Here is a 4323-nt window from a genome sequence, read left to right as displayed (position 1 = left end):
GCTAAGCCAACTGATTGAGAATTAGAAACAATCTGCAGTAGGGAAGAATCATTTACACAAAATTATTGACGCTCCCAATCTATTAGTCGATGAGTCAAATATTATATCATTTTTATTTGAACAGTGTATCTTTGGTATTAATTATTTGAAAATAATCCAACATACAATTTAAGAGGTATAAGTAAATGATGACTATAGATGAAGCAAAACAATTAGCAAATTATTTTTCAGTTGGTTCGGCGGGATATATTTTGAACTTTAACAATGTAACGTGGAACATATTTACAAAAAAAATCGTAGGTGTTGAACTACAAAATCATTATGGAGGTTCAAAGGGAGTATCCTTTCAAAAGTTTCTTGTCGATGATCAATTTGATGATTCGTTAAAGAATAAGTTAATCCATTCCTTAAAAGATATTATGGATCAAGACAAGCAATATGAATCTAATGAAATGAATCCAATAGTTCAGTTACTTTTGGAGGATGCATTTAAAGAAGATGATTCAACTATATTAAGAAAAACAAAGTTTTCAAGCGAGATTGATTTACTTTATATCCGACAGCTACCAATTAGGATTCAAACAGATATTAAAAACAAAGATTTTGACTCTGTTCTGACAAAAGCAAATACCTTAATTGATGAAGTTTTAAAATTTATTATTGAACATACGGAAGGATCGATTGTTAATACTAATTTATTTAAATCAAAAGAATTAAGAAAAGAAGCATTTGAGCGTCTTAATATTAAAACTGAAACAGATATGGATAATAGAATTAAAGCACTCATTGGAGCACTCAATACATTATCAGATAAAATACTTGAAATGAGGAACAGTCAAGGAGATGCTCATGCTCATGGTTCCAGAAGAATAATAATCAAAGAAGAAGAAGCAATACTTGCTGCAAATTCTTCTTTGATTTTGTGTGAGTATCTTTTTACTAAGTATAAAATGCTGAACGAAAAATAGATTCGAATATATTATAAACTATTAAATTAAATCGATATATGATATAATTAGGTATGAAAAAAATATCTTTTGAAACATTTAAAAGACCTAATGGTCACGATGAATTTTTAGAATGGTTGGAAACATTACCAAAAAAAGATAGTGCAAAACTTTTACGTACAATTGAAGAAACAGAAAAGAATGGGATGCTAGTAGCTCAACGTTTGAAATGGGTGAAAAAATTAGACACTAATTTGTACGAATTAAGAAGTAAGGTAGGATCAAACATCCAAAGAGCTATCTATTTCCATGTGGTCAATGGAAGGTATGTCATTACCCATGGATTTACTAAAAAAACGGAGAAAACACCAATAAGTGAACTTAAACATGCAAAAGAACTTAGAGAGGAGTGGTTCACAAATGATGATTAAAAAATTGATTGAAGAAAAGCAAAAAGACAAAGATTTTGCAGAAGCATATGACCGTGAAGGAAGAAAACTCGAAACTGCGGTTGCTCTTTATCATGCACGGGAGGAAGCAGGCCTAACTCAAGCGGAGCTTGCACAAAAAGCACATACAACTCAATCTACTATTGCTCGAATTGAGAGAGGGGATAACGTATCTTTCGATAAACTTGATGATATCGCTAGGGCATTAGGCAAAAAGCTGGTAGTAGAATTTGCTTAAAAGCGAGTTGAAAATATACCTATAATAGGCTCCTAACTAATCAATTAGTTTAGTGGGCCTTTTTGTACTAAATAGATAAAAATTGTCCTATAGTGTGAAAGTCAATAAATTTTATACAAAAATTACTTTAAAGAGACATAAAGAGAAAGGTACAATAAATGAAAACCATAAATCTAATAAAAGTATTTATAGCATCACCAGGTGATATAGCAGCAAAGAGGAATGAAGTAGAAGAAACCATATATAGATGGAATATAGAAAATACAGATAATACAAAAGTAATTTTGATGCCAATTCGATGGGAAACGAATGCGATTCCTACTTATATAAATAATAGCTCTGGGCAAAGTGTTATTAATAAACAAATTGTAGAAAATAGTGATATATTATTAGCGATTTTTGGCCATAAGTTGGGTTCTCCAGTTGATAATTATAGATCGGGAACTATAGCAGAAATTGATTACTTTTATAAAAATAGCAAAGGCGAGGTAGGGGTTTTTTTCTTAGATGAACCAGTTCCACAAGTTTTGGCTGAAGAGTATATAGAAGTTAAGAAGTACAGGGACTCTTTAGAAGATAAGGGTTTTTATGGAACATATAGCAAAGACAATATCAGAAGGTTTCTCACAAAAAAAGTTAATTATTTAATTGAGAAAGCACAAAATAATTTAGAATCAAAACGCTTTGATTTAGATTCTATTTCTTACAAGACACCTTCAGTAATTAACAAAAAAGTTACCGGAACTGATAAAGATTTTGATGACAACTTAGATATTTTTGATCCAATAGAATTTGACAACGATGAAAGATTGCTGCTAATATATGCGTTTATGGATGAAAATTCTATCTTTTCAACTGATAATTCAACTTATAGAAAAGTAGTTCAATGGGAAAGTGATAACAATTTAAGGAGTTACTTGAGTGGTAGAGTATTTGATGTACTAGAAAAATTAAGTAAATCGGGAATCTTGAAAGAAGAATACGATTCTTCTTTTGATGAGTATCCATCACGCTATATTTTGATTTCAGAGGACTATAAGAAATTTAAAAGGTATTTTTTAAAAAATGAAAAAAAGATATCTGTTATTATGGAGAAATATAAAGCTCCAATACAGGCTGATCCATTTTCCAATTTGGATGAATCAGATTTACCGTTTTAAATTTTAAATAGATAATTTCATTTTTTAGTAGCAGAGGTAGAAACTTTCTAATGTTTGAATTGAAAAGAAATGCTAATAGGTCGACTTTATGTTTCTCTTGTGCAATCGTAAATGCGGAGGACCATAAAATTGATCTATTATCGAGTGTGTATAAAATAAAATTCAAATTTTATTAGTTTACATAAGATATATTATAAAAAGTAGAGTAAAAAGGGCACTTGTCAATATTAAATACAACATATTAATAAAAACTTAATAACATTCTTGGGTATTTTCATTGTGTACTTTTGTTCCGCTTTTTTCAATGGTTTGTTTGGAAATGCTTTTCATTGAATAACATTATTTTCATGTTTTAGCGTACTCTAGATGGAATTTGTGGTTCGCTGATTTCCATTTGAATAGCTTTCTTGGCCGATCGTTGATTTCATTTGTTGATTGATTGATCTTTGTCTGAGATATTTTATTAAAGTCTGTGGGCTTAGGAAAGTATTCTCTAAGCAATCCATTATGATATTCATTCGATCCACGTTCATGTGGCGCATATGGATGCGCAAAATAGATTTTAGTTCCATAAGTATTTTCCATGTAGCTTACGTTATGAAAATTCACAAATTCAACTCCACGATCACAGGTAATTGATTTCACAGCCGTTGGATACATTTCAATCAATCGTTCCATAGCAGCCAACATGCAAACGCTATCTTTTCGAGTTATTTTAATGGCCACGTAGTGTCGTGATTTTCGTTCTACGAATGTAGCCAGGCAAGTTTCTACACCACGTTTAGAAAGCACTGTATCAGCTTCCCAATTACCAAAGTCAGTCCTTAAAATAGTTGTTTCAGGTCGATCAGTGACCAATCGATTTTCATAAAATTGCGGTGAAGGAGTTTTCTTCAGTAATCTCCCGCTGTTTTTTCTTCGATATCTCTTTCCTTTAAGTCGCAGCTTCTTTATCGGAAACTTTATTAAACCGGAATATATCCAGTTATAGATAGTATTTGTAGATACGTTAATGCTGCCTGCGTACACCATTAGCGATTTGTTCTGGAGAGTATTTTTTCTTTAAGTACTTTAAAATAGTTTTTGTGTTATGAACAGTTGCTTTGGTAGTAGTTCCACAGTTTCTTTTTCTCATACGGGCTAAATTGCCGGCACTTGAAGCCTGGTAGCGTAATGCTGCCAGGCTGTCTGCTTTTCTCTCTTCTCTATTTCTACGGATTTCTCTGGAAATCATTGAACGGTTACGGTTTAAACGTCTTGCTATTTCGGCTTGAGAAACGCCTTCGTCAAGATAAGCTTCTATTTTACCACGTTCTTCTGGGGTTAAGTGATTATAGCTCATGTCAAGTGTGTTCTCCTTACATATTGTTTGCTTTTGTTTATATTAGCGGCTATTGTTGAAGATCAACGATTGTCCGTCCAATATGTTTTCCTTCTTTTAGTAATTGAATAGTGCTAGGAAGTTCTTCCAATAAAATACTAGTAAATAGAGTTGTATCAGTTATATTCCACTCCTGTGCTAACTTTGT

4 protein-coding genes and 1 pseudogene are annotated in these 4323 nt (G+C 31.7%); 4 read left to right on the top strand and 1 reads right to left on the bottom strand.

Going from position 1 to position 4323, the window contains the following annotated elements; all coding sequences use genetic code 11:
* Positions 1-185: 185 nt before the first annotated feature.
* The 4 genes from KQI94_RS15530 to KQI94_RS15515 all read left to right on the top strand — a co-directional run bounded on the left by KQI94_RS15530 (position 186) and on the right by KQI94_RS15515 (position 2794).
* Entirely contained in the window at positions 186-968 is a 783-nt protein-coding gene (locus tag KQI94_RS15530) for an abortive infection family protein (protein ID WP_002401019.1), read from the top strand.
* Positions 969-1021: 53 nt separating this feature from the next.
* Positions 1022-1378 (top strand): type II toxin-antitoxin system RelE/ParE family toxin, encoded by a 357-nt coding sequence (locus KQI94_RS15525; RefSeq protein WP_002401020.1) that lies wholly within the window; start codon positions 1022-1024, stop codon positions 1376-1378.
* Positions 1368-1634, top strand: coding sequence for a helix-turn-helix transcriptional regulator (locus tag KQI94_RS15520; RefSeq protein WP_002344896.1), 267 nt, complete (start codon positions 1368-1370; stop codon positions 1632-1634). The genes KQI94_RS15525 and KQI94_RS15520 overlap by 11 nt, the downstream gene beginning before the upstream one ends.
* 158 nt (positions 1635-1792) lie before the next feature.
* Positions 1793-2794 (top strand): DUF4062 domain-containing protein, encoded by a 1002-nt coding sequence (locus tag KQI94_RS15515; protein WP_002401022.1) that lies wholly within the window; start codon positions 1793-1795, stop codon positions 2792-2794.
* Positions 2795-3139: 345 nt separating this feature from the next.
* Here KQI94_RS15515 and KQI94_RS15510 read toward each other — a convergent pair.
* Positions 3140-4136, bottom strand: a pseudogene (locus KQI94_RS15510) (IS30 family transposase).
* Positions 4137-4323 lie beyond the last annotated feature (187 nt).

This window comes from Enterococcus sp. S183_ASV_20 (genome assembly GCF_018919685.1).
Taxonomy (GTDB): Bacteria; Bacillota; Bacilli; order Lactobacillales; family Enterococcaceae; genus Enterococcus; species Enterococcus faecalis.
This window is presented reverse-complemented; position numbering and strand designations above follow the sequence as displayed.